The organism is Cobetia sp. UCD-24C (assembly GCF_001306765.1).
In the GTDB taxonomy this organism is placed as follows: Bacteria; Pseudomonadota; Gammaproteobacteria; order Pseudomonadales; family Halomonadaceae; genus Cobetia; species Cobetia amphilecti.
Genome location: NZ_LJTD01000004.1, coordinates 318,428 through 342,170 on the forward strand (window position 1 = coordinate 318,428; position 23,743 = coordinate 342,170).

The following is a 23,743-nucleotide window of genomic DNA, read 5'->3' on the forward strand; positions in this document are numbered from 1 at the left end:
TTAAGCCATGGGAGTCGACGGGCCGTGGCTCGCTCAGTTCTCCCGTTTCACGACTGAGGGGCGGGTCTTGTTATCGACTCTACCTAGCTTCTCATGGGAGATTTCGGCTTGGCCGATTGTCTCGATAAGATGTCGATTGCGGTTAGGCAAAATCAAGTGCAGAAGCATTGGGCTCTACTGAACAGGATGTGCCTATGTGCCAATAGCTTCTCTGTCTTGCCTATCTCTGGGGGTAGTGTGTTTCAGAGCTTAGTTTGAAGTGCAATCGCTGTGCTCATCATGAACTTGAGTTACATAGGTGCCTATCGCATAAACTATCGATGACATACATCGCTTATCTACTGAGATTATATTCCTGTTAGTGTTAAAGTTTATAGGAAGTGGGGGGCGTTATAGTTGAATAATGGTTGAGGGAAATATTGGAGGGATCGTGTGGCGAGAAGATCAAGTGGACTGAGGGCTGTTGTCAAGACAGCTAAAATTCTCAATCGAATTTCAAAGCAAATAGAAAAAGATCGCCAACGTCAGCAGCGAGAGCAGAGTCGTCAAGAGCAGGCTGCCAATCGGGCGAGGGAACGCTATCACCGACAGATAGAGCAAGAGGAGCGTAGGGCTGAACTGGAGCGAGCACGGATAGCTCGCGAAGAAGAGCGTGCACGCCAGCAGCACGAGCGTGATCTTGCACGTATTACGCGAGATAAATTACGCCAAGAAAAAGAAAATCAGAGGTCTATCGAAAAAGCAGCGCGCGAAGAGTCACGGAGCCAAAAGCAATTCTGGAAAGATGAAGCTATTGCGGGTAAAGAGGCGTTAGCCAATCGAGAGCAAGAACGTGCGTCTGCCAAGCAGGATGCCATCGCGAAATTTTTGAGGTGAATTTATGGGCGATAATGTCGGAATGATAATTGTTTTTCTGATTTTCTACGGGGTCCCCATAGGCTCCATTCTTGTCTATTCACGTGAGAAGCGCAAAAGGCTTGTAAAAGAGTTGGAGAACAAAGAACTTGCTATTCGCGTTGAGCATCATGAGAAGGCTATCGATTTGGAGGCCAAGCGAGCTGATCTGGATCGTAAAGCTGAAGAGTTTGGCTCTTTGGAAGATGCGATAGTGGGTTTGGATAAGCGTCGTGAAGCCTTGACGCTTGAGTTGACTAGTACGACCAGCCAGCTCGAGGAAGCGCAATCCGCTTTCAATATAATAGATCGTGAGACTTTAGATTTGCAGCGCCTCAAAAAAGACGCTGATGCTATTGCTGCTCAAAAAGAGCGTAATGTTCAAGAGATTGAAAGTCTTAAAGATAAGTTGATTGAGCATCGCATCAAGGAGACCGCGGGCCAACGCACCATGCGACAGGTGATGTCCAAGCTTGACCTCTATACGAGGCTGGAGGAGTTTGTCGATTATGGTCATTTTGAACTCCCCGAGTACCTGTATGAAACCAGCGAGCGTTTTGCAGCTGAGATCAAGCAAATACGTCAAGCTCAGAAGGCTATGATCAAGGATAAGACGGCGTTTATCCAATATGGAGATGTTGTCATTACGGGTGATGAACGCCTTGACAAGAAGATCATTGAAGGGCAAATGAAGCTTGTCATGCGTGCCTTTAATATTGAGGCAGATGTATTGATCGGCAAGGTTAGTCCTTCTAATTTCGAGCGAACATTGAGTCAGTTCGAAAAAATTGCGAGTGACCTTGAGAAGCTGGTTGCATCACTCCGTTGTGGGCTGAATACTGATTATGTCGCTCTCAAATACGAGGAATGTGGGGTTCAATATCAATACACGCTGAAGAAGAAAGAAGAGGTTGAAGAGCAGCGAATCATTCGTGAGCAAATGCGAGAAGAGGCCAGGGCTGAAAAGGAATACAGAACTGCTATCGAAGCTGCGCAGCGTGAGGAAGAGATGTATCAAGATATTCTTGCACGCGCCAAGAATGAGCTTGAGCAGGCGTCAGCAGAGGAGCGAGCATTGGCTGAAGCCAAAGTGGCTGATCTCGAGCAGCGTCTACAGGAAGCGGAAGCAGCCAAGGAACGTACCAAGAGTCTGGCAGAGCAGACACGTCGTGGTTACGTCTATATCATCAGTAATATTGGTTCTTTTGGCGAAAATGTCTACAAGATTGGTATGACTCGTCGCCTCGATCCTATGGATCGTGTGAAAGAGCTAGGTGATGCCAGCGTACCGTTCTCATTTGACGTTCATGCTTTGATCTTCTCAGATGATGCTCCGGCGATGGAAACAGCACTTCACCGTAAGTTTTCACATTATCGAGTGAATGCCGTGAATCTACGCAAAGAGTTCTTCCATGTTGAACTCTCTTCAATTCGAGAGGCGGTGATTGAAATAGGTCATGGTGATGCTGATTTCAAGACCACTATTACGGCTGAAGAATACTTTGAGTCTCAACGCTTGAGAGAGCAGGTCGCTGCTTAAGCTGGTATAACTTTTCAAGCAACTCCTAGATGCTAGCTTTACCCAAGCCCTCATGACCCTTGGCTATATCCAGACGGGTTATGGGGGCTATTGTTATTGAGCTTGTTCCTGGGCTGCCTCTTTGTACCTGGGTTTAGGCTCAGGCACTTCCATCGTTTCTGTTCCTGCAGTGGAGAAGTCAGTTCATATCCACTAACGCAACCGCTTCAATTCTTGCCAGTTGGTGGTGTAGCGGGCGCTGCGGTGGGCGCAGCGCAGTTGCCAGGCGGCGTCGGGGCGTGCGACGCCCAGACGCACGGTGCCGCGGCCCATCTTCTGATTCATGGCGTCCAGTGTCGCCATCAGCTGCTGACTGCGTTCACGCTTGGCGATATCCGCTTCGTCGTCGAGCAACGAGAGTTGCTCGCGTGGCTGGTCAATGAGGTCGAGCAGCATCACGCCAGCCTTCATGAAGCGATAGCCGCGCAGGTAGATATGCTCCAGCGCCTGTTGCGCGGCGGCGAGTATCTCGCGGCTGTCACTGGTGGGGGCGGGCAGCTCGACGATGGTGCTGGGTGAGTATTGCGGCAGGTCGGGTCGGTGGCGATTGCTCTTGAGGAAGACCAGCACGGCGCGTGTCAGGCTGCCTTGATGGCGCAGCTTCTCGGCACCGCGCTGGGCATGTTGGCGGATGGCATCCCTGAGTTCATTCAAGTCACCGGTCATGCGCCCGAAGGAGCGCGAGGTCATGATGCGCTGGCGGGCGTCATCGGCATCATTCATCTCGAAGCAGGGCGTGCCTTGCAGTTCGCGCGCGGTGCGTTCCAGTACCACGGAATACCGCTGGCCGATGGCACGCGGGTCGGCGCAGCGCAGGTCCCAGGCAGTGTGCAGGCCTTGCAGTGCCAGGCGTTCGACCAGTCGTCGACCCACGCCCCAGACATCGCCCAGTGGCGTATCGGTCAGCAGGCGCTGGGTGCCGACTTCATCGGGTTCCAGCACGCAGACACCGCCGAATTCCGGACGCTTCTTGGCAGCGCGATTGGCCAACTTGGCCAGCGTTCGAGTTGACGCGACCCCGACACATACGGGAATGCCGGTGAACTTGCGGACATTGCGGTGCAGAGTGCGGCTCAATGTCAGCATCGAGTTGCGATCAAAGCCATCGAAACGTACGAACATCTCATCGATGGAGTAGGGCTCGACCCCGGCGGAATATTCCTCCAGCACCTCACGCACGCGCGCCGACATGTCGCCATACAACTCATAGTTGGAGGAGAGCAGGTGAATGCGCCCCTCACGGACGAGTGGCTGTAGCTGGAAGGCGGGGGTGCCCATCTCCACGCCCAGCGCCTTGAGTTCGTTGGAACGCGCGATCACGCAGCCGTCATTGTTGGACATCACGCCGACAGGGCGGCCCTCCAGACGCGGGTCGAACACCCGCTCGCAGCTGGCGTAGAAGTTGTTGCAGTCGACCAGTCCGATCATCGGCGTCTTCATACCGCGTATTCGTGGATGACGGAGCGCACCACCCCCCAGACCTGGCATTCGAGGTCGAAGATCGCGACCGGCGGATACAGAGCATTGCCGGAGCTCAGATAGGGGCGCTGACCGATCAGCTCATAACGCTTGACCACCACCTCACCCTCGACCAGTGCCACCACGATATGCCCGGGACGGGCATCGATGGAGCGGTCTACCACCAGGGTGTCGCCCTCATAGATGCCGAAGCCTTCCATGCTGTCACCCGCCACCGTCATGAAGAAGGTCGCTGCCGGGCGCTTGATCAGCCGCTCGTTGAGGTCCAGCGTGCGCCCCGCGTAATCCTCGGCCGGCGAGGGGAAGCCGGAAATGCCAGCGCGCCCCGTGATGTGAGGGTGCGGCAGTGCACAGGGCTCCGGCGCTGGATGAGGGCGAGCCAGCGAGGCATGGGACGGTTGAGCGGCAGATACGGTCATGGGTGGGGTCTCCTTTCGATACTGTATTCATATACAGTATCGGCGCTGGGAAGCCCTCAGGCAACCGATAATCCCTGCGAGTGCTGCACATTCACGAGACGCAGATCAAATGAGGTGCACCTGTGTTCAATGGTGGACGGCAGGTAAAACTGCTAGCGGATATTGCTCAGCGGTATCTCACGAAAAAGCCCGACCTCCTGGAGGCCGGGCTTTTTTGGGTCTTCCCCAATGCTGTTCTGGCTATTAGCCCGCCGGGCTCAGGATGCGGATATCGCCATCGGCGATCCAGTCACCGGCGTTGTCGCGGAAGCGCTGCATGTGTTCGGTCTCACGGTGGGCCTGCAGCGCATCGTGGGATTCCCAGGCTTCCACCACGGTGATGGTGTCGGGGCGTGGGTCGTTGTCCTTGTCGGCGGCGCGTTCGGAGTCCAGGCACGGGTGGTAGGCGTGGCAGCCATCTTCCTCGCGCACGGTGGGCGCGACGGCGCAGAGTTCATTGAAGACATCCTGAACATGGCCTTCCTTGGCGGTAACGGTGGCGATTACCCAGATCATCTTGGCTCCTTGTGACGGTGCTGACCGCCGGTGTGGTCGGGATTCTCGTGATGAGATGTCCTGACTATGTGGAGCCGTTTCTGGCCACTGCAAGGGGCAGGGGCTGACTGCCGGCATGACCCTGCATGATGAGCACACGAAAGCGCCGGACAGCAGGGCTGTCCGGCGCAGTTGTTATCAGACGCAGTTGTTATCAGATGATGATCCGCGGATCAGAAAGCGAAGGCGATGGATCAGGACGGGAAGGCGAACTGGGCGCCTTCACGCAGACCGGCGGAAGGCCAGCGCTGGGTGATGGTCTTGCGGCGAGTGTAGAAGCGCACCGCATCCGGGCCGTAGGCGGACAGATCGCCGAACAGCGAGCGCTTCCAGCCACCGAAGCTGTGATAGGCGACCGGTACCGGCAGCGGCACGTTGATGCCGACCATGCCGACCTGGATGTGATCACTGAAGTAGCGGGCGGCTTCGCCATCGCGGGTATAGATGCAGGTGCCATTGCCGTATTCGTGATCATTGATCAGCTGCATGGCGGCTTCCATCGAATCGGCGCGCACGACCAGCAGCACCGGGCCGAAGATCTCTTCCTGGTAGCAGGTCATCTCCGGGGTGACGCCATCGATCAGGGTGCCGCCGACGAAGAAGCCGTTCTCGCCGCCTTCGACCTGCGGATTGCGGCCATCGACCACCACCGTCGCGCCTTGCTGCTCGGCGCTGTCGATGTAGCCGACCACCTTGTCGCGATGGGCCGCGGTGATCAGCGGGCCGAAATCATTGCCCTTGTCGCTGTAGATGCCGACCTTGAGGCCTTCCATCTGCTGCTTCATCTGCGCGATCAGCTTGTCGGCGGCGTCATCTCCCACGGCCACCGCGACGGACAGTGCCATGCAGCGCTCACCGGAGGAGCCGAAGGCGGCGCCATTCAGTGAGTTGGCCACGTATTCCATGTCGGCGTCCGGCATCACGATGGCGTGGTTCTTGGCGCCACCGAGGGCCTGACAGCGCTTGCCGTTGGCCGCGGCGCGGCTGTAGATGTATTCGGCGATCGGGGTGGAACCGACGAAGCTGACCGCCTGGATGCGCGGGTCGTCCAGCAGCGTATCGACGGCTTCCTTGTCGCCATTGACGACATTCATGACGCCGGCCGGCAGGCCAGCCTCCATCAGCAGCTCGGCGATGAACAGCGTGGAGGTCGGGTCGCGCTCGGAAGGCTTGAGGACGAAGGTATTGCCGCAGGCGATCGCCATTGGATACATCCACAGCGGCACCATGGCCGGGAAGTTGAACGGCGTGATGCCGGCAACGACGCCCAGTGGCTGGAATTCGCTCCAGGAATCGATGCCCGGGCCGGTATTGCGGCTGTGCTCGCCCTTGAGCAGTTCCGGGGCGCTGCAGGCATATTCGACATTCTCGATGCCGCGCTGCAATTCGCCCAGCGCATCGTGACAGATCTTGCCGTGCTCCTGGCCGATCAGGCGGGCGATCTCGTCGGCGTGCTCTTCCAGCAGCTGCTTGAAGCGGAACATCACTCGGGCGCGCTTGATCGGCGGCGTATTGCGCCATTCCGGGAAGGCGGCGGCGGCGGCCGCGATGGCTTCCTCGACGGTCGCCTTGCTGGCCAGGCGCACCTGACCGCCGACCTCACCGGTGGAGGGATTGAAGATGTCCTGGGTACGGCCTTCGCTGTGATCGAGGTTGCCGTTGATGAGGTGACCGAGCGTTTTCATTGTTGTGGGCTCCATGAAATGACTTGCAAGAAAAAGGGCAGTAATGGGGCTGGCGTCGATCGCCAGTCCGAACGTGATTGTCAGTCTTAAGCTTCGATCATCAGTCCTGTGCGGCGAAGGCATCACCCAGGGCATTGATCAGACGGTCCAGTTCATCGTGCTCGGTGATGAACGGCAGGCCTAGCTGAATGGTGTCGCCGCCGTAACGGACATAGAAACCGGCCTTCCAGCAGTGCATGGCAATCTCATACGGGCGCCGCGCCGGCTCGCCGGGATAGGCCTCGACCTGCAGGGCACCGGCCAGGCCGTAGTTGCGGATGTCGCTGATGTAGCGCGTGCCCTTGAGCTCATGCAGCTTCTTCTCGAATACCGGACTCAGCTCGCGGACGCGGGAGATGAGCTGGTCGTTCTCGAGCACGTCGAGGGCTGCCAGCGCCGCGGCACACGCCACCGGGTGACCGGAGTAGGTGTAGCCGTGGGGAATCTCCATCATGTAGTCGGGGCCGCCGTTGTCCATGAAGGTCTGGTAGATGTCGCCCTTGACGACCACGGCGCCCATCGGCACCGCGCCATTGGTGATCTGCTTGGCGACGTTGAGGATATCCGGCGTGACCCCGAATTCCTCGGCGCCGCTCATGGCGCCCATGCGCCCGAAGCCGGTGATGACCTCATCGAAGATCAACAGGATGTCGTGCTGGTCGCATATCTCGCGCAGGCGCTTGAGATAGCCCACTGGCGGCGGCAGCACGCCGGCGGAGCCTGCCATCGGCTCGACGATGACAGCGGCGATATTGGAGGCATCATGCAGCGCGATCAGCTCCAGCAGCTCATCGGCGCGCTCGGCACCGGTCCTGGGCATGCCGGGCGTGAAGACATTTTCCTTGAGCAGGGTATGCGGCAGGTGATCGGCATCGACCCCCTGACCGTAGAGCGAGCGGTTGGCCCCGATGCCGCCGACGCTGAAGCCCCCGAAGTTGACGCCGTGGTAGCCCTTGCTGCGCCCGATCAGCTTGGTCTTGGTCGGCTTGCCTTTCTTGCGCCAGTAGGCACGCGCGATCTTCAGCGAGGTGTCGGCACTCTCGGAGCCGGAGCCGGTGAAGAAGACGTGATCCAGCCCCTCAGGCATCAGCGTCTTGATGCGATGCGCCAGCTCGAAGGCCTTGGGATGGCCGTACTGGAAGGCGGGTGCGTAATCCAGCTCACGCAGCTGCGCGCTGACCGCCTCGGCGATTTCCGGGCGGCAATGACCGGCACCGCAAGTCCAGAGACCCGACAGGCCATCGAAGATCTGACGGCCCTGGGAGTCCGTGAAGTAGGCTCCCTGCGCCTTGGTGATGATGCGCGGGTCCTGCTTGAACTGGCGGTTGGCCGTGTAGGGCATCCAGTAGGCATCGAGCTGCTCCTGGCTCAAGCCTGCCTGGGCGGAAGGGGATGTATCGAAGGCGGTCATGATGTCTCCCACAGAGTGTGTTGTTGTTGGTTCTCGGCTCCTGTCCAACTAGATTAGGAAGTCCTTTTGGTAAGATAAATGCCATTGTCTTTATCTTCAGGAAAGCATTTACTTAACTTTCCATGTCGTGGAAATCAGGAGGGCAGACCATGCGCAAGGACGGCATGAGAGGACAGCTTGGCGATGCCGATCTGCGCTTGCTGCGCATCTTTCGCAAGGTGGTGGAGTGCGGCGGCTTCTCGGCGGCCGAGATCGAGCTCAACATCAGTCGCTCCGCCATCAGCATGGCGATGAGTGACTTGGAGACGCGGCTTGGCCTCAAGCTCTGCCAGCGGGGTCGCAGTGGTTTTGCGCTCACCAATGAGGGAAGAGACGTCCATGAAGCCGCGATGCAGATGCTGGCAGCGGCGGAAGGCTTTCGCACGCGCATCAACGGACTGCACGCCTGGCTCAAGGGCGAGCTGAACATCGGCATCACCGACAACCTGGTCACCATGCCGGAGATGCACATCACTCACGCCCTGAGCGCGCTCAAGAAGCACGGCCCGGAAGTGAAGATCAACATCCGCATGATCCCGCCCAATGAGATCGAGCGTGCCGTACTGGATGGGCGATTGCATACCGGCGTGATCCCGACGCTCAAGACGCTGCCGGGGCTCGAGTATCGCTCGCTCTACGAGGAAACCTCCTGCCTTTACTGCGCGCGGGGCCATGTGCTGTTCCGTGAACCCCGGGCGGGCGACACCCTCGCGCGCGGGCGACCGGTGGGCGAGGAAGAGATTCGCCAGCATGATGCGGTGCTGCCGGCCTACGCACAGACGCCTGCGATCAAGGCGCTGCACGAGCCGCTCAAAGCCGCCGCTTCCGCGACTGACCGCGAGGGCATCGCCTTTCTGGTGCTCTCCGGGCGTTATCTCGGCTATCTGCCCACCCACTATGCCGAGCGCTGGGTGCGCGATGGCCAGATGCAGGCGCTCAGCCCGGTGGCCAACTCCTATGTCACCTATTACAGCGCCATCACGCGCAAGAGCCGCGCACCCAATCTGGTGCTGGAGCGTTATCTGACCGAGCTGGACGCCCTGCGCCAGGCGACACCGACACGGAAAGCGCCATCTACCCAGGAGGGCCGGTCATGAACAAGTCCAAGCGTGCCGGGGTCAGGGAAGTCGCCCAGCAGGCGGGGGTGTCGGTCGCGACGGTCTCACGGGTGCTCAACAATCCGGAAAAGGTGGTGAAGAAGACGGCTGACAAGGTGCTGGCGGCGGCCGAAGCGCTCGATTTCCTGCCCAACAATGCCGCGCGTGTGTTGTCTCAGCATCAATCGCGCACCCTGGGGATCGTGATCCCGACCTTCGAGAATCAGATCTACGCCAAGTTCATCGATGCATTGGAGGGCGCGCTGGCGCGGGCGCACTACAGTCTGATGGTGACGACCACCCAGAAGGGGCGGGTGATGGAATTCGACAAGGTACGCGAGCTGGTCAACATGGGGGTGGACGCCGTGATTCTGCCCGGCGGCAGTCATGCCGCCGAGACACTGGACTACCTGTCACGCTTCTCGGTGCCGGTGGTCTTCAACAGCATCTACCTGCCGGACTCGCCGTTGATCACGGTGGGCTATGACAACTACGGCCTGGCCAAGGCGCTGGCGGAGTATCTGATGGCCTTGGGCCATCAGCGTATCGTCATCCTCTCCGAGCCGCTGGCGCACAACGACCGCGCGCGCCTGCGCTACGACGGCGCCGTTGCCGCGCTGCAGGCGCTGGAGAGTGCCAGCGCCGATCGCGAGCATGATCAGTTCGTCGATGTCACCACCGCCGGGGCGAGCGCCGCGATAGGCGAGCTTTCTTGTGAGCCTGGGGGCGCGCTCGATGGCGAAGGGCAAGGCGGCCTGCGGGATGGCATCACCGCCGTGATGTGCCTCAATGACGTGCTGGCCAGTGGTGCCATGCTGGCGCTGCAGCGGCGGGGAATCCGTGTGCCGCAACAGGTCTCGGTGGTGGGATTCGATGACCTGGAAATGGCGGAGTTCCTCAATCCACCGCTGACGACGGTAGACCTGCCGGTGGAGGAGATGGGCGAAGTGATCGCCCAGGCGTTGATCCGCCATCTCGAGGACGACGCGCCCTTGACGTCACGCTTGCTGGACGCGTCGCTGGCGATTCGCGGTAGTGCAGGCCCGGCGCCCAGTCAGGGCTGAGCACCTGTTCATGGGGCCTGATTCACAGCGTCTTGTAGTCGACCCAGCCCGGACCATAGATCGGCTGCAACCAGGCGCGATGCAGGGAGTTGTCCAGTGACTCGGCCTGAAAGCGCACGTACTTCCAGTCGCCGTCCAGTTCCAGCTCCCACTCTGCGGCAGCGGTGGGGGCCGTGATCTCGATCAGCTGCGGCGCGTCTGGCTCGCCTGCGCCTGTGGGGTCCACGCCTCGCTGCACCATCGCCTTCCACTTCACCTTGCCCTGTGCGCTGACGCGCAAGGTATAGCGTCCCTGCTGTTCAGACATTGCCAGTGGCGTATCGGCCAGCATCACCCCGGTGCTGGCATAGAAGCGGTTGCGCTTCACGTTGCGCAGGATATCGGCCTCATTGAGCGCCGCGGCCACCATGATGAAGCCCAGTGGCGCGTAGTTCTCGTAGACATATTGTTCGCGATAGAACTCGTCGTTGCCGGCAAAGCCTGCACAGCGCACTCCCTCACACAGAAGATCATCCCAGCAGGGTTCTGCCATGTGCGGCGCATAGGGTCTGGCCCCCATGTGTTCTTCCAGGATGGAAAGGCCGTTGTAGACCTCCATGCCCATGATGTTCATCTCCGCGAGGCGCGCACAGGGGTTGAGGAGCGTCTTCTTGATCTGTGTCCATTCGCCGCCTTCGCGTGGGCGGGTGGTCTCGAAGAAGTTGGGATGGGCGCAGATCGACAGGCCGCCGACCTTGCCCATGCTCAGCACATGCAGATATTTCGAATGCTCGCCGGCGAAATAGCCGTCGAGATAGCCGCCATCGTCGATGGTGTCGTTCTGGATCTCGCGCCCCGGAATCACCACGAAGTCATCACGCTGCTCACCACGTGAGAACAGCTCGATATTGTTGAGGTAGGGGTGAACCGAGGTGCACACGAAATCGAAGTGGAAGGGAGCGGCCTGTGAGCGCCGGATCACTTCGTCATGATCCTCGCCATGAATCCGGTCCATCGAAATGCTCTCATCGAGCGCTTCGCGGGTATGCACATGAATATTGCCCTTGAGCCAACGCGTGCCGGGCTGAGGCTCTGACTCGCTCAGCGGGGCGTAGGGATTATGGACACGATGGGCGGCTGGCCTGGCGGCGCTGTGGGAAGTCGGTACTGCTCGGGTCATGTGAGTCATCCTTGTCATGACGGCGTGCCAGAGAATCCTGCTGATCAGTCAGCGGGTGAAGAGATCACAAGCAAGCGGCAAGCCAGGCACCAGGGGGCGGTGAAATGGCTCGTGGCGATGACAAGCCCCGAGCCACTTCCTGTCTTTACGATCCTGGTGATCCGGTGTCGCTCAGACAGCCTTCGAGGCCAGCGCGATATCCGGTTTGGCGGCGTCCGGGAGAGCGCTTGCGGCGTGTGACTCGGCGCCATCCCAGTAATAGGCCGCGACATCCTCGCTGGGGCTATGACGGGTCAGCTTGCTGACGACCACCAGCACGACCAGCGAGGTCAGGAAGCCCGGGTAGGCGGGGTCGATGCCAGTCGACAGCAGTGGCCAGAGGGCGGTGACACTCAGGGCGCTCGCCATGCTGCTGATGCAGCCCCGGGACGTCGCAGGCTTCCAGAACATCACCGCGAAGAACGGGAAGATCAGCGTGGTGGCCGAGATGCGCAGCGCCCATTGATAGGCCGAGATGATGTCGGTCATCAGGAAGGTGACGCCCAGTCCCAGCACGCTGATGATGACGACACTCAGGCGCGCCGAGGCCATCTTCTGCTTCTCGTTGGCGTGACGATTGATGAAGTTGCCATAGAGGTCATGCGCCAGATTGGAGCTGCCCTGCAGGATGTAGGAATCCGCCGAGGTCATCAGGGCGGCCAGCAGGCCGACGATGACCAGCCCGCCGATGGCCGGGTGCAGCAACTGCATGGTGACGTAGGAGAAGACGAGATCGGCCGAGGTATCCAGCGGCACGAATTGACGCGCCAGCACGCCGATGCAGTAGGGCAAAGAAGGAGATCAGCATCACGATGGAGAAGCCTGACACGCCGGCCTTGATGGCCACATCCTCACTTTCGGAGGCGAAGATGCGTTGCCAGGTGCACTGCCAGACGAGGTAGAACGGCGCCACCGTCAGCGCGAAGGTCACTACCTCCATTGTCTTGCCCTCGGGCAGCGGGGCGAGAAACTCGATCGGCGTATTGAGCAGGGCATGTTCCAGCCCTCCGGCATAACTCAGGGCAGTGAAGCCCAGCACCATGATGCCGGCGATCAGCAGGATGCTCTGCAGGGCATCGGTGACGATGGCCGCTTCAAGGCCTCCCAGAATGGTGAAGCCGAGAATCAGCGCAAAGGACACGAAGATGGCGGTATTGAATTCCAACCCCAGCACCACGGTGAGAATGGTGCTCATGCCGATGATCTGGATCGCGGTGGCAGGCACCGAGTAGACGAAGGCCGAGAAGAACGAGGGAAACAGACTGGCCTTGCGGCCGAAGCGGCGCCCGAACAGATCCGCCAGGGTATAGAGCTTCTTGCGACGCAGCGGGCGGCTGAAGAAGATGACCAGCATCAGGCTCGCGATGATGCCGGGCAGGGCAAACATGAAGTAGCCGGAGAGTCCCTTGGGAAAGCCCATTCCCATCCAGCCGATGAAGGCTGCCGCGCCACACCAGGTACTGATGGTGGTGCCGGTGATCTTCCAGTAGCCCATGTTCCAGCCGGCAATCAGATAGCTGTCAGAGGTCTTCACCTTGCGGAAGTAGTAGTAGCCGATCGCGAACATGATCACGAAATAGCCAATGATATAGGAGTAGTACCAAGCCATAGTCGAGTCTCCGTTTATTGTTGATTGTTCTATGAAGGTCATGCATGGAGCGGGGCGTACGTGGCGTAGCAGGGACTGAAACGACCCTCTGATTGTTGGGGATGATGCAGTGGGGCAGGTAGCGGACATGACCGGGGCAACCATGTCTTGTCTTCGAATGTAACCCGTTACATCGACTCAATCTAGCCGAGAAAATGGCACTGTCAAAAACATATTTCACCGGCGGACGAAAGTCTCATGCCGGCGCGATGGCAAGATTCTCGTGGGGAGGGGAGTCATGCAAGAGGCGTCATCCTCATGCCTTTTCGCGCAGAAACAGATGCCGTAGCTGGAGGAAACGACGACAACTCTGCCGCCATTCGGGCGATATGACTGCCAGAGGAATGAAGGGCTATACAGGTCGCGTCTCGCAACGCTGTCATGGCAGGCGATTTTTTCTTCGGCCTGCAGGGCATGGCAGGGCATGAAATCGGGGCGAGCTCAGTCAGGAAGGCGGGCGAGCTCGATCAGGAAGGCGTACAGAATCACGGGGTCATCTGAAATACGCACTGTGTCTTGGCCAGCGTAAAGCCGCAGGCGGCATAGAATCTCCTGGCGACATCGCGCGCCTCATGGGTGCGAACCCGCAGGGTCAGCGCCTCGTCGGATGCCCAGGCGATGGCCTGCCTGGCCAACGCCCGCCCTGCGCCTTGTCGTTGCGCCTCTTGTGCGACGGACAGGCCCAAGATCTCGATGAAATCGGCTGAAGCGACACGAAAGACATGCTGGGCATGCAGCCAGCCAATCACTTCGCCCGCCTGTTCCGCCACCCAGATGCGGTCATGGCGTGACGCCAACAGGTGCTCCAGTCGCTGCAGGATCAACGCATCATCGTCGTGGGGCAGATAGCCCAGTGCGGACGCAACGCGTGAAATTCCCTGAGCATCCTTGGGTGTGGCAAGGCGAATCTTCATTGATGTTGTCCAGTCCCCATGACGATGATGATGGATGTTCGAGGGTCTCATTCGTCAGAGAGGCTCATTCATCGTCGTAGTGAATGATCGACAGCAGCTGAATCGGTACCTCGTTCAATTTCTCGGGGCCATGCGGCACACCGGCATCGAAAGCCAGGCTGTCACCGGGCCCCATGTCATAGAACTTGTCACCATGACGGTAGGTGAGGTTGCCGGAAAGCAGGTAGATGAATTCATGCCCGGCATGACAGAAGTTGGGGAAGACTTCGCTGGCGTCATCCATGGTGATCAGGAAGGGTTCGTAGCGCTTCTTGGGGCCTTGTTTGTAGCTCAACAGTTGGTAGGCATGGCCGACTTCCGTGCCGGTGCGCACTACCTGCATGCCTTGTCCGGCCTTGATGTGCTGGGCACCACGCCCGTTGACATCGTAATCGCTGAACAGCTTCGAGATCGGCAGGCTCAAGGCATTGCACAGCTTGTTGAGGGTATCGAGGCTGGTGGATACCTGGGCGTTCTCCACCTTGCTGATCATGCCCTGGCTGACACCGGCGATACGCGAGACGTCGGAAATCTTGTAGCCCTGCGAGACTCGCTGCTGCTTGAGCGCGCGCGCAATGTGCTGCTCGAGTCCCAGGCGTGTCTCGTCGGCTGCCGCGGTGATGGTCTCCTTCACCTCGGACTGCGCGGCAGGTTCCGCGGCCAGCGAAGGCGCTTTCGTGTCAGGAGCTTTCGTGTCAGGAGCTTTCGTGTCAGACACTTTCGTGTCAGGCGCTGTCGGTTGAGGTGTATCGGAGGAATGTGAGGATTCTCGCGGCATGGATAACTCCTGTGGCGGAGGTGAATGCGATAAGGACAATGATCAGGCGGGGTGAGAATACGCGTCCTTGTGGGAGTCGTTGCGCGTCACCCGCGTGCGAATATCGGGTGACATTATCAAGTTTACCGCCAACCCTCATCCACGTTTGTGGCCAGTCCTCGGTCTGACTCCATGGCATGTGATGCAAGAGGCCTCCTCGACGCCATGCCGAGGAGGCCTCTCAGGTTTCACGCTATCCAGCATCACGCGATTCGCGCTGTCGCCGCGGGGCTTGAGCTGTTGCCTCGCGGCTTGAGCTTGTTGCCTCGTGGCTGTGGCGTGCGATCAGCCGCGAGCCAGTCGCTTGGCCTTTTCCGGGTCATCGAAGGGCAGGGAATGGCTGATGGCCGAGAGGCTGGTCTCGCCGTCAGTGCCGGTCTTGAGGGTCAGCGGGGTGCCATGCTCGGCATAGCCGGGCTCGAGACGTGCCAGCGCCATGGAACGATCGCTCAGGCGCGAGTACATGCCCTGGGTGATGACCCCGACACACTTGCCGTCGGCGTAGACCTTGTCACCGATCTGGGCGACGTCTTTCGAATCCAGCAGCACGCCATAGACCTTGACGCGCTCCTTGCCCTGCAGCGCGAAGTGTTCGCTGGCGCCACGGAATTCGGTCTTGCCCGGCGAGACGGTGAAGTCCAGGCCCAGCTCCCACAGGGTGTCGCCCACCGGCTGGTCGGGATACGGGTAGGTTTCGGAATTGTCCGCCGGGTAGAACAGCAGGTGGCTCTCGACCCGCAGCCAGTCAAGGGTGCCGAAGCTGCACGGCTTGATGCCCATGTCGGCACCCTCCTCAAGGATCTGCTCCCACAGAGAGGGGGCGTCCTTGGCCTTGCAGAAGATCTCGTAGCCACGCTCGCCGGTGTAGCCGGTGCGCGAGATCATCACGTGGCAGCCGAACAGCTGGGTCTGCAGATGGTGGAAGTAACGCAGCTCACGGATACCCGGCACGTGACGCTCCAGGAAATCCACCGCGACCGGCCCCTGCAGTGACATGTCATGCATGTCGTCATCGAAGGTCAGGCTGACGGCGCGCCCCAGGGCACTCTTGGCCAGCATTTCATTCGCGGTGCCCGTGCCGTGCACCACGAGGTAGGAGTTCGGCGCCAGACAATAGACGATGCAGTCGTCGACGAACTTGCCGGCCTCATTCAAGACGCTGGCGTACACCGACTTGCCCGGATACAGCTTGGACATGTCCCGCGTGGTGACGTAATCCAGCACGGCCTGAGCATGCGGGCCATTGCAGTGGATCTTCTTGAGCCCCGAGACATCCATCAGACCGGCGCGGGTGCGAATGGTCTCGTGGTCATCGGCCGTATCCGAGACGGCGTAATTCCAGGCGGTGCCCATGCCATTCCAGTCTTCAAGCTCCGCGCCCAGCTTGCGGTGTTGTTCGGCCAGTGCCGAGATGCGCCATGAATTCGCCATGCGTCCCTTTCTCCTGTGAGTCGTGCTGCCTAGCGTAAATGGGGGGTGCCGTAGTCCTGCTGATGCTGGCGAAGATGGCGCGCAAGACGCGCATCCGCCGCAGGAGGTGTTGTTGTTCTTTCGCCTTTTCAGGCGCCTCTTCAGGCGCTTCACAAGGGCTTGTGCCTGCTGCTTGCCTTGCCTGATCGCACGAGGGTCGATTCTTGAAAGGAAAGAAACATTCCTCATGGTTAAGCAAGGGGCTTGCCAATTCCGTCAAAGGCCATGGCCACGGCAGCCCTTGAGCGAGTCAGGCGCCGATCGGCAGCACGAATTCGGGCGTGAATATTAGCGCTTTGCGTCATGCTGGTGCGAAGAGAGGGCTTTGGGCACCGAAATGATGCCTATTTCGAGAAACGGGCAGGAATTCACTCAGGATCACCTGGCGTTTCCTGTGGGTGGAAATGAGCTTGGAAAATAAATTTCCATGCAAAACAGGAGGTTGGTGAAAAGCTCTGGGCGACAGCTGACGAAATGGCATGCTGCATGCTTTTCTTTGAGGGAAATAAAGTTGACCAGCAGGAATCACAAAAACTCGTTTCATCCGCTATCTTGACGTGGCGAGTCACCACAAGGGGTCAGGTTTCCCGGGGTGGCAGACAGTGTCGAGGGAGATGGAACCCGGTCCGCTCTCAGAGGAAACCCAGATGTCACCCGAAAACGCGCAACAGTTCATCAAGGATCACGACATTCGCTATCTGCTGGCGCAGTTCGTGGATATTCATGGCGCTGCCAAGACCAAGTCCGTGCCGGCCAATTGCCTGATGGATGTGGTCGAGAAGGGCGCCGGCTTTGCCGGCTTTGCCGTCAGTGGTCTCGGCATGTCGCCGGAGGGGCCGGACTTCATGGCGCGGGGTGATCTGAGCTCGTTGTCGTTGGTGCCGTGGCAGCCGGGTTATGCGCGCATGGCCTGTGATGGCTACGTCAATGGGCAACCGTTCGCCAACGACAGCCGCGTGGTGCTGCTCAAGCAGCTGGAGCGCCTGAAGGAGAAGGGCTGGACGCTCAATAGCGGGCTGGAGCCGGAATTCTCGCTGTTCCGCCGGGGGGAAGCGGGTGAGCTGTTGCCGGTGGACGAGAGCGATACCCTCGCCAAGCCCTGCTACGACTACAAGGGCCTGTCGCGTTCGCGTGAATTCCTCGAACGTCTGGTCGAATCGCTGCAGGCGGTGGACTTCGACGTCTATCAGATCGATCACGAGGACGCCAACGGCCAGTTCGAGATCAACTACACCTACAGCGATGCGCTGACCTCGGCAGACCGCTTCACCTTCGTGCGCATGGCCGCCGGCGAGATCGCCAATGACCTGGGCATGGTGTGCTCCTTCATGCCCAAGCCACTGGCGGACCGCCCGGGCAACGGCATGCACTTCCACCTGTCCGTATGTGATGACACCGGCCGCAACCTGTTCGGCGATGACTCCGACGCCCAGGGCATGGGTCTGTCACCGCTGGCGTACCACTTCCTCGGCGGATTGCTGGCACATGCCCCGGCACTGTGTGCCTTTGCCGCGCCGACCGTCAATTCCTACAAGCGTCTGGTCGGCGGTGGCAGCACCAGCGGCGCGACCTGGGCACCGGTCTTCATCGCCTACGGTGACAACAACCGCTCGGCCATGGTGCGTGTGCCCTACGGTCGCCTCGAGTTCCGCCTGCCGGACGCCGGCTGCAACCCCTATCTCGTGCACGCCGCCATCATCGCGGCGGGGCTGGATGGCGTGGCGCGCAAGCTGGACCCGGGCACGCCCCACAACATCAATCTCTACTCGCTGACCCCGAGCGAATGCGCCGAAAAGGGCATCGAGAAGCTGCCGCAGAATCTTTCGCTGGCCATCGATGCGCTCGAGGCGGACAGCATTCTGCGCGAGAGCCTGGGCGAGGGAATCTGCGCCGAGTTCATGCGCCTCAAGCGCGAGGAATGGCTGGATTACAACGCACAGGTCAGTGCCTGGGAAGTCCAGCGCTACGCCGAATTCTTCTGATCTCATCCGGCGGCGCTCGCGGATCTCGCGGGTCATGCCAGACGAGGGTCGCCACTGTCACCACCACGCTCAAGACACCAGGCAGGAGACGCCTCCTGCCCGTGAGAGGACATCACCATGTGTGGAATCGTAGGGCTTTATCTCAAGAACCCGGCGCTGGAATCGCGCCTGGGGGAGCTGTTCGAGCCGATGTTGATCGCGATGACCGATCGCGGCCCGGACAGCGCCGGCTTCGCCATCTATGGCGACGAATTTGACGCTGGCATCAAGCTGACGCTGCAAAGCGATGGTGCCGATGAGGATTGGGAGGCGATCGCCAAGGGCCTGGGCGAGCAGGTCGGCACGGTGGCGGACTGGTTCAGCAATGCCAGTGTCGCGGTATTCAAGATCGCCGGGGAAGAAAGTGCCGTGCGCAGCTGGCTTGCCGACAGCGCCCCGCAGATTCGCGTGCTGAGCGTGGGGCAGAGCATCGAGATCCTCAAGGCGGTGGGCCTGCCGGCCCATATCGCCAGCCTCTATGGCCTCAAGGGCATGCAGGGCAGCCACATCATCGGCCATACCCGCATGGCGACCGAAAGCGCCGTGACCCTGCAGGGCAGCCACCCGTTCTCCACCGGGCGTGATCTGTGCCTGGTCCACAACGGCTCGCTGTCCAACCACAACTGGCTGCGCACCAAGCTCAAGCGTGAGGGCATCAGCTTCGAGACCGACAACGATTCCGAAGTCGCCGCCGGCTACCTGACCTGGCGTCTGGAGCAGGGCGACAGCCTGGAAGCCGCGATCACCGGCGCCCTGAAGGACCTTGATGGCTTCTTCACCTTCACCATCGGCACGCGTGATGGCTTCGCCGTGGTACGTGACCCGATCGCCTGCAAGCCTGCCGTGATCGCCGAGACCGATGACTACGTGGCCATGGCCTCGGAATACCGTGCCCTGGCCAGTCTGCCGGGCATCAAGGATGCCCGCGTGTGGGAGCCGGAACCCGGCCGCCTGTACCTGTGGGAAAAAGACACCGCCCGTTCGGAGGCCGCGTAATGATGAAGACACACGATCTGGCCGTTGAAGGGCTGCGCGAATTGAACCAGGCCCTGCACGATGCCGACACCCTGAAGGACGCGCGCGAGTGGCGAGTGGTCAATTCCGACGGCGCCCACAACATCGCCTGCGGCATCAATGACGACATCAGTGTCGATATCGATGGCCATGCGGGCTACTACTGCGCGGGCATGAACCAGAAGGCCAGCGTCACCATCCACGGCAACACCGGGGTCGGGGTGGCGGAAAACATGATGTCGGGCTGCGTGCGGGTCAAGGGCGATGCTTCCCAGTCCGCGGGCGCGACTGCCCACGGCGGCCTGCTGATCATCGAAGGCAATGCCTCGGCGCGCTGTGGCATCTCGATGAAGGGCGTGGATATCGTCGTCAAGGGCAACATCGGGGCCATGAGTGCCTTCATGGGCCAGGCGGGACGCATGGTGGTCTGCGGCGACGCCGGTGAAGGGCTCGGCGATTCGCTCTATGAAGCGCGAATCTACGTGAAGGGCACGGTCGCATCGCTGGGCGCGGACTGCATCGCCAAGGACATGCGTGCCGAGCACCTGGAAGAACTGGCGGAGTTGCTGGCGAGTGCCGGAATCGAGGAAGACCCGGCCAGCTTCACGCGTTATGGATCTGCGCGTCAGCTCTATCACTTCAAGGTCGACAACGCCTCAGCCTACTGATCAGGATGCTCAACATGACCGACGAGACTCAAACACAGCCCTACAACCCGGCACTGCGGGAATCCGCGACCTTCGGCCGCGATGTCATCCATGAGATCCAGCGCGCGGCGGAGACGGGAATCTACGATATCCGTGGCTGGGGCGCCAAGCGCAAGGTGCCGCATTTCGATGACCTGCTGTTCCTCGGCGCCAGCATGTCGCGCTATCCGTTGGAAGGCTATCGCGAGAAGTGCGAGACCGAAGTCGTGCTCGGCACGCGCCATGCCAGGAAGCCGGTCGTGATCAGCACGCCGGTGACCATCGCCGGCATGAGCTTCGGTGCCCTGTCCGCCCAGGCCAAGGAAGCGCTGGGCCGGGGTGCCTCGGAAATCGGCACCTCCACCACCACCGGCGATGGCGGCATGACCCGGGAAGAGCGCGGCCAGTCCTCGCGCCTCGTCTATCAGTATCTGCCGTCACGTTATGGCATGAACCCGGACGACCTGCGCAAGGCCGACGCCATTGAAGTCGTGCTCGGCCAGGGCGCCAAGCCCGGCGGTGGCGGCATGCTGCTGGGCCAGAAGATTTCCGAGCGGGTCGCGGGCATGCGTACGCTGCCGCAGGGCATCGACCAGCGCAGCGCCTGTCGCCACCCGGACTGGACCGGCCCGGATGACCTGGCGATCAAGATTGCCGAACTGCGCGAGATCACCGACTGGCAGGTGCCGATCTACGTCAAGATCGGCGCGACCCGCACCTACTACGACGTCAAGCTGGCGGTGAAGGCGGGCGCGGATGTCATCGTGCTGGATGGCATGCAGGGCGGCACCGCCGCCACCCAGGATGTCTTCATCGAACACGTCGGCATCCCGACCATGGCCGCCATCCCCCAGGCCACTCAGGCACTGCAGGAGATGGGCCTGCACCGTGAGGTGCAGCTGATCGTCTCCGGCGGGATTCGCAACGGCGCCGATGTGGCCAAGGCGATCGCGCTGGGTGCCGACGCCGTGGCCATCGGTACCGCCGCCTTGATTGCGCTGGGCGACAACCATCCGCGCTATGCCGATGAGTATCAGAAGCTGGGGTCCGCCGCCGGTTTCTATGACGACTTCCAGGATGGCAAGTGTCCGGCCGGTATTTCCACCCAGGACCCGGAGCTGAGCCAGCGACTGGACCCGGTCGCAGCCGGCAAGCGTCTGGCCAACTACCTGCGCGTGCTGACGCTGGAAGCCCAGACCCTGGCACGTGCCTGTGGCAAGTCGCACCTGCACCACCTGGAACCGGAAGATCTGGTCGCTCTTAACGTGGAAGCCGCGGCCATGGCCCGGGTGCCGCTGGCGGGCACCAACTGGGTGCCGGGCCAAGGCGGATATTGATGGCACGATCTCTCTTGTGCGTGTGCCATTGCGCATGATTGTCATGGCAAAGCTGCGAAGCCTTTTGTCAGCAAGTTCGCCGCAATGTTGTCCATGCAAGCTGTCGCAGTGACAAGAACTCTGCTCCGGTTGATGTAGAAAAATATGACCTGATTATATCGAGTCACTAGAGCGCCTCACCCCTTCGGTGAGGCGCTTTCTTTTGTGCTGAGTCAAGTCAAGGAATCCGGCCAATATCATGCAAGCGAAAGCGCGTCAGAATGCTGGCGTTAGAGTAGCACATGGTGTCGTGTCGATTGAGAGGTCGTGATTTTCTCAAGGCTGAGTTTTTCCATTCTTTCAGGATCTTGTGGTTATTTCATGAGAAAGATGTCAGGCGTAGAGGTTGGCGTGTGGGGTGAGGTTGAATCAGGGCAATAATGGTGAATACAAGCCGTTTTGTCTGAGCTTGATGTTCTGTTTTGGTGCGTGAATGTCTCGATTTATGGTTCATATATGAAGCAGGATTTTCAGGCAATTTTGTCGGGTATGTGGGGCAATGATTTTGCCGTCAATGGCACGAAATATGCTCAAGAAATGGAGTGGTAGTCGGATGCCCGTCATCGTCAAGACGGCGGCATTACAACAAGGACAATTTCTCAGAGCAGGGTCGTGTCATGAAAAGCCCGCAATCATCCTCTGTCACTGCCGGGATTCGAAGTCGGCAACACTATCCACGCATCGAGGCGCTGCCCGATGCCCAACGCTATCTGGTGGCATGCCAGTCTCCCGAGAGCCTGCCAGGCACTGGCCAGGCGGCGGGCAACGCCCGTCAGCAGCTGCAGATGCATTGTCAGCTGATCAGTACGCTGCTTGATCAGCTCGGTAGCCGCGAGGTGGGAGGCACCTCGCAATCCACTCCGGCAACAGAGGCGTTGCCCACGGGGCCCGCCGACAGCGCCCGCCTGCATCGCTGGTACGACGTCGATGATCGCCCCCTAGCCTGCGATGCGCTGGCGGGTGCCATCGGCGAGGTAGGCGCGGCGGGGTGTCTGGTCATCATCGGCAGTGAGCATTTCGTGTGGCAGGTCGCCAATCTGGCTCAGCAGCAGGGACTGCTGCTGGATGACATGGTGATGCTGCCGGTGGCTGCCCTGGGGCGGCATGTGTTCTGCGTGCACTGCCAGCAGGTCAGTGAGCACGTCATCCACTCGCCGGCGGCCTGCGATGGCTGTGGTTTGATGCTGGAAGTGCGTGATCATTTTTCCAAGCGTCTCGGCGCCTACATGGGCGTGCGAATCGATGCGGAAGCGCCGGGAGAGATTCCCCCACAGGAGGAGGTGGCACCATGTCTCGCTTCATGAAGGCGCGGGTCGCCGCGGTCGATCAGCTCAGCAGCAGCGTGCGCCGTCTCACTCTGGTGCCTGCCGATGAGACTTCACCCTTCACGCCGTTCTCGCCGGGCAGCCATGTGGTGCTCGGCATTCCGGGAGAAGGGCGGGTGTGTCGCAACGCCTATTCATTGATCAGCTCGCCGGATGATCCCTCGCATTACTGCATCGCGGTGCGTCGTCAGCCGGTCTCGCGTGGGGGCTCCGAAGCCATTCATTCCCGCGTCAAGGTCGGCGACGAGCTGGAGCTCAGCCCGCCGGCCAATCTCTTTCTGCCGCACTGGCAGGCACGCCACCACCTTATGTTGGCAGGCGGCATCGGCATCACGCCGTTTCTCTCCTACCTGCCGGAGCTGGAGAGTCGTGGCGCCAGCTGGGAGCTGCACCTGCGCAGCCAGGACCTAGACGTCGCCCGCTTCCCGGAGGCCGCGCCCTATCTGGCGAGTGGCAACATCACCCAGCATCGTCTCGAACGCCCGAATCTGAAGGCCTTGCTGGCGCGTCAGCCCGCCGGCACGCACGTTTATCTCTGCGGCCCGCAGGCCATGATTGATGCCGTGAAGGAAGTAGCACGCGAGCTGCACTGGAGTCTCGCGCGCATCCACCACGAGGTCTTTGCCGCCCCGGAACCGGGGACTCCCTTCACGGCCGTGGCGCGCACCAGCGGCGTGGAAGTGGCGGTCGGTGCTCAGGAATCGATGCTGGAAGCACTGGAGCGCAGCGGTGTCGAGGTGACGAGCCTGTGTCGCGGCGGGGTCTGCGGACAGTGTCGGGTCGAGATGCTGGAGGGGGAGGCGGAACACCGTGACGCCTTCCTCGATGAACAGGAGCGGGCCAGTCAGCGCTGCGTGATGCCCTGCGTTTCCCGGGCACGCAGCCAGCGGCTGGTGTTGGATCTCTGAAACCGTCTTTCGCGAGATGGACCCCCA

20 protein-coding genes and 1 pseudogene are annotated in these 23,743 nt (G+C 60.4%); 10 read left to right on the top strand and 11 right to left on the bottom strand.

Annotation, left to right across the window (positions count from 1 at the left end):
- Window positions 1-432: 432 nt before the first annotated feature.
- Window positions 433-876, top strand: coding sequence for a hypothetical protein (locus AOG28_RS18175; RefSeq protein ID WP_152965365.1), 444 nt, complete (start codon window positions 433-435; stop codon window positions 874-876).
- A gap of 4 nt (window positions 877-880) precedes the next feature.
- Window positions 881-2,434 carry a DUF4041 domain-containing protein gene (locus AOG28_RS07770; RefSeq protein WP_054555949.1) on the top strand — a complete coding sequence of 518 codons (1,554 nt, stop codon included), beginning with the start codon at window positions 881-883 and terminating at the stop codon, window positions 2,432-2,434.
- A 192-nt stretch (window positions 2,435-2,626) separates the two neighbouring features.
- Here the strand turns inward: AOG28_RS07770 and AOG28_RS07775 are convergent, their stop codons facing one another.
- The 5 genes from AOG28_RS07775 to AOG28_RS07795 form a co-directional block, all read right to left on the bottom strand.
- Complete coding sequence (locus AOG28_RS07775) at window positions 2,627-3,901, bottom strand: Y-family DNA polymerase (protein ID WP_054556122.1); 1,275 nt, start codon at window positions 3,899-3,901, stop codon at window positions 2,627-2,629.
- A gap of 8 nt (window positions 3,902-3,909) precedes the next feature.
- A complete protein-coding gene (locus AOG28_RS07780; RefSeq protein ID WP_043332158.1) occupies window positions 3,910-4,371 on the bottom strand; it encodes a LexA family protein in 462 nt (153 codons plus the stop codon).
- Window positions 4,372-4,614: 243 nt separating this feature from the next.
- The gene (locus AOG28_RS07785) at window positions 4,615-4,926 is read right to left on the bottom strand and encodes a putative quinol monooxygenase (protein ID WP_043332154.1); all 312 of its coding nucleotides are present in this window, start codon (window positions 4,924-4,926) and stop codon (window positions 4,615-4,617) included.
- Between the two features lie 233 nt (window positions 4,927-5,159).
- On the bottom strand, window positions 5,160-6,650 hold the full coding sequence (locus AOG28_RS07790) for a CoA-acylating methylmalonate-semialdehyde dehydrogenase (RefSeq protein WP_054555950.1): 1,491 nt from the start codon (window positions 6,648-6,650) through the stop codon (window positions 5,160-5,162).
- 100 nt (window positions 6,651-6,750) lie between these two features.
- Window positions 6,751-8,100, bottom strand: coding sequence for an aspartate aminotransferase family protein (locus AOG28_RS07795; protein WP_043332339.1), 1,350 nt, complete (start codon window positions 8,098-8,100; stop codon window positions 6,751-6,753).
- Between the two features lie 149 nt (window positions 8,101-8,249).
- Between AOG28_RS07795 and AOG28_RS07800 the strand changes: the two genes are divergently transcribed.
- Entirely contained in the window at window positions 8,250-9,236 is a 987-nt protein-coding gene (locus AOG28_RS07800; RefSeq protein WP_054555951.1) for a LysR family transcriptional regulator, read from the top strand.
- Window positions 9,233-10,300, top strand: a complete 1,068-nt coding sequence (locus AOG28_RS07805; protein ID WP_054555952.1) for a LacI family DNA-binding transcriptional regulator — start codon at window positions 9,233-9,235, stop codon at window positions 10,298-10,300. Before AOG28_RS07800 ends, AOG28_RS07805 begins: the two co-directional genes overlap by 4 nt.
- Window positions 10,301-10,322: 22 nt before the next feature.
- On the opposite strand, the gene AOG28_RS07810 is transcribed toward AOG28_RS07805, so the two are convergent.
- The 6 genes and pseudogenes from AOG28_RS07810 to AOG28_RS07830 all read right to left on the bottom strand — a co-directional run bounded on the left by AOG28_RS07810 (window position 10,323) and on the right by AOG28_RS07830 (window position 16,347).
- Complete coding sequence (locus tag AOG28_RS07810; RefSeq protein ID WP_054555953.1) at window positions 10,323-11,459, bottom strand: hypothetical protein; 1,137 nt, start codon at window positions 11,457-11,459, stop codon at window positions 10,323-10,325.
- 171 nt (window positions 11,460-11,630) lie between these two features.
- Complete coding sequence (locus tag AOG28_RS18820) at window positions 11,631-12,272, bottom strand: sodium:solute symporter family transporter (RefSeq protein WP_326998956.1); 642 nt, start codon at window positions 12,270-12,272, stop codon at window positions 11,631-11,633.
- 34 nt (window positions 12,273-12,306) lie between these two features.
- A pseudogene (locus AOG28_RS18825) lies at window positions 12,307-13,251 on the bottom strand (sodium:solute symporter family protein); the annotation flags it as partial.
- A 380-nt stretch (window positions 13,252-13,631) separates the two neighbouring features.
- Window positions 13,632-14,060 carry a GNAT family N-acetyltransferase gene (locus AOG28_RS07820; RefSeq protein WP_054555954.1) on the bottom strand — a complete coding sequence of 143 codons (429 nt, stop codon included), beginning with the start codon at window positions 14,058-14,060 and terminating at the stop codon, window positions 13,632-13,634.
- A 64-nt stretch (window positions 14,061-14,124) separates the two neighbouring features.
- Window positions 14,125-14,733, bottom strand: coding sequence for a helix-turn-helix domain-containing protein (locus AOG28_RS07825; protein WP_054555955.1), 609 nt, complete (start codon window positions 14,731-14,733; stop codon window positions 14,125-14,127).
- 468 nt (window positions 14,734-15,201) lie between these two features.
- A complete protein-coding gene (locus AOG28_RS07830; RefSeq protein WP_054555956.1) occupies window positions 15,202-16,347 on the bottom strand; it encodes an aminomethyltransferase family protein in 1,146 nt (381 codons plus the stop codon).
- Between the two features lie 686 nt (window positions 16,348-17,033).
- Here AOG28_RS07830 and glnT point away from each other — a divergent pair.
- From glnT to AOG28_RS07860, 6 genes are all read left to right on the top strand, one after another.
- On the top strand, window positions 17,034-18,368 hold the full coding sequence (gene glnT / locus AOG28_RS07835; protein WP_054555957.1) for a type III glutamate--ammonia ligase: 1,335 nt from the start codon (window positions 17,034-17,036) through the stop codon (window positions 18,366-18,368).
- A gap of 117 nt (window positions 18,369-18,485) precedes the next feature.
- Window positions 18,486-19,403 (top strand): class II glutamine amidotransferase, encoded by a 918-nt coding sequence (locus AOG28_RS07840; RefSeq protein WP_054555958.1) that lies wholly within the window; start codon window positions 18,486-18,488, stop codon window positions 19,401-19,403.
- Window positions 19,403-20,089: a protein glxC gene (locus AOG28_RS07845; RefSeq protein ID WP_235506987.1), complete on the top strand. Its 687-nt coding sequence runs from the start codon at window positions 19,403-19,405 to the stop codon at window positions 20,087-20,089. The genes AOG28_RS07840 and AOG28_RS07845 overlap by 1 nt, the downstream gene beginning before the upstream one ends.
- A 14-nt stretch (window positions 20,090-20,103) precedes the next feature.
- A complete protein-coding gene (locus tag AOG28_RS07850) occupies window positions 20,104-21,444 on the top strand; it encodes an FMN-binding glutamate synthase family protein (RefSeq protein ID WP_054555959.1) in 1,341 nt (446 codons plus the stop codon).
- A gap of 656 nt (window positions 21,445-22,100) precedes the next feature.
- The gene (locus AOG28_RS07855) at window positions 22,101-22,787 is read left to right on the top strand and encodes a dimethylamine monooxygenase subunit DmmA family protein (RefSeq protein ID WP_054555960.1); all 687 of its coding nucleotides are present in this window, start codon (window positions 22,101-22,103) and stop codon (window positions 22,785-22,787) included.
- The gene (locus AOG28_RS07860) at window positions 22,772-23,716 is read left to right on the top strand and encodes a PDR/VanB family oxidoreductase (RefSeq protein WP_054555961.1); all 945 of its coding nucleotides are present in this window, start codon (window positions 22,772-22,774) and stop codon (window positions 23,714-23,716) included. The genes AOG28_RS07855 and AOG28_RS07860 overlap by 16 nt, the downstream gene beginning before the upstream one ends.
- Window positions 23,717-23,743: the final 27 nt, after the last annotated feature.